A 2,374-nucleotide genomic window follows, 5' to 3' on the forward strand; every position below is an offset into this window, starting at 1 on the left:
CAGCGCGCCCCCGTCGAGCCCGGCGACGTCGATGCGGGTCAGCAGCTCGTCCCCGGCCGCGTCGGCGGAGGTGCCGGCGGCCGCTGGAGCGGCAGGGTCGATCTGGAGCAGCCACACGGCCGGGGCGGGCCGCAGCAGCCGGGCACGCAGCGCGTCGTGGTGCGCGAGCAGGGCGCCGACCGCGCCGCGCAGCCCCGCCTCGTCGATGCCGGCCGGCGTGCGGACGAGGAACGCCTGGTTGAAGCGGCGGATCTGGCCGCCCCACGCGGCGAGGCGCCCGACGATCGGCAGCGGGGTCAGGATCCCGATCGCCTCGTCGCCCGAGCCCACCACCGCCCCGTCCGCACCGATCGCACCGATCGCACCAGCGATCCGCGGCGCCTGCTCGGAGGCGCCGGTCGCGGTGGCCGGCGGTTCGGCGGTGCGGGCGTCGACGAGGGCGGCCAGCGCGCCTGGCGTCCGGTGGACGAACACCTCCCGAGGGGTGATCCGGACGCCGTCGCGCCGCGCCCGGTTCACCAGCTGGATGGCGATGATGCTGTCGCCGCCGAGGGCGAGGAAGTCGTCGTCGGCGCCGACCAGCTCGACGCCGAGCGCCGCGGCGAACACCGCGCACAGGGTGCGCTCGAGATCCGTGCGGGCCGCCCGGGTGGACGCTCGGGCGGCCAGGTCAGGGGCGGGCAGGGCGGCCCGGTCGAGCTTGCCGTTCGCGGTGAGCGGCAGCGCGTCGAGCACGATGACGGCCGCCGGCACCATGAAGTCGGGCAGCACGGCGGCGACCCGGGCCCGCAGCGCCGCCCCGTCGAGGGCATCGATGGCCGTCATCGACGGGGCCGTCGCCGCCGTCGGCGCCGTCGGGTCATCGCTGTGGGACGACACGGGGACGACGGGCGCCGGGACGACGTAGGCGACTAGCCGGTCGCGGCCTGCGCTGTCCGTGCGGGCGAGCACGACCGCGCGGGACACCGCCGAATCGGCGGCGAGGACCGCCTCGATCTCCCCGGGCTCGATCCGGAACCCGCGGATCTTGACCTGGTCGTCGGCCCGGCCGAGGTACTCCAGGTCGCCGTCCGGGCCGCGCCGGGCGAGGTCCCCGGTGCGGTACATCCGGTCGCCGGTAGCGCCGTACGGGTCGGCGACGAAACGGATCGCGGACAGGTCTGGCCGGCCCAGGTAGCCGCGGGCGAGCTGGGCGCCGCTGACGTAGATCTCGCCGGGCACGCCGGGCGGCACCGGGGTCAGGTGCCGGTCGAGCAGACGGGCGCGCAGGCCGTCGATCGGCTCGCCGATCATCCCACGCCGCGCGGCGCCGCTCGCCCGGTCCAGCGGCAGGTACGTGACGTGCACCGTGGTCTCGGTGATCCCGTACATGTTGACCAGCCGTGGCGCGTCGTCGGCGTGCCGGTCGAACCAGGGGGTGAGCCGCTCGGTGTCCAGCGCCTCACCGCCGAAGATGACCAGTCGTAGCGCCAGCTCGCGGTCGGCACCATCACGGTCGGCACCATCACGGTCGGCACCATCACGGTCGGCGTCGATGAGGGCGGCGAACGCCGACGGGGTCTGGTTGAGGACGGTGACGGACTCGCGTTCGAGCAGGTCGAGGAACTGCTCGGGTGAGCGGGACACCTCGTGGTCGACGACGACGAGCCGGCCGCCGTGCAGCAGCGGCCCCCACAGTTCCCAGACGGAGAAGTCGAACGATGCCGAGTGGAACAGCGTCCACACGTCGGTGTCGCCGAAGTGGAAGTGGCGGCGGGTGTCGGCGAACAGGCGCACCACGTTGCGGTGCGGGATCAGGGTGCCCTTGGGCGCTCCGGTGGAGCCGGAGGTGTAGATGACGTAGGCGAGGTTGTCCGCCGTGGCCCGCCCGTGCGGGCCGGGGACCGTGGCGGGTTGCCCGGCCAGCGCGGCGGCGACCAGCGGGTCGTCGAGCGCGATCGTCGTCACCCCGGTCCGGGTGGGCAGCGCCGCGCGGACGTCGACGGTCGTCAGCGCGCACACGGGGGCGGCGTCGCGGAGCATGAAGGAGATCCGCTCGGCCGGGTAGGCCGGGTCGATGGGCAGGTAGGCGCCGCCGGCCTTCTGCACGGCGAGCAGCGCGACGACGAGGTCGACGGAGCGGGCGAGCGCGACCGCGACGAGCGACTCGGGGCCGACGCCCCGCCCGCGCAGCAGGTGGGCGAGGCGGTTCGCCCGCGCGTCCAGCTCGGCGTAGGTGAGGGAGACCTCGCGCCAGGTCAGCGCGATGGCGTCCGGTGCCTGGCGGGCCTGAGCCTCGAACAGTTCGGGCAGGGTGGCCTCGGCAGCGGCGCGGCCGGGTTCGGCGGCCCTCGGCGCGGGTCGTAGCTGTGCCGCCTCCCGCTCGGCGGCGGGC

1 protein-coding gene is annotated in these 2,374 nt (G+C 75.5%); it reads right to left on the reverse strand.

What is annotated here, in order from left to right; all coding sequences use genetic code 11:
• On the reverse strand, positions 1 to 2,374 hold a 2,374-nt coding region (locus MXD58_RS29225), incomplete at both ends, for an amino acid adenylation domain-containing protein (RefSeq protein ID WP_250611381.1).

The sequence above is a fragment of the Frankia sp. AgKG'84/4 genome (assembly GCF_023242965.2).
In the GTDB taxonomy this organism is placed as follows: Bacteria; Actinomycetota; Actinomycetes; order Frankiales; family Frankiaceae; genus Frankia.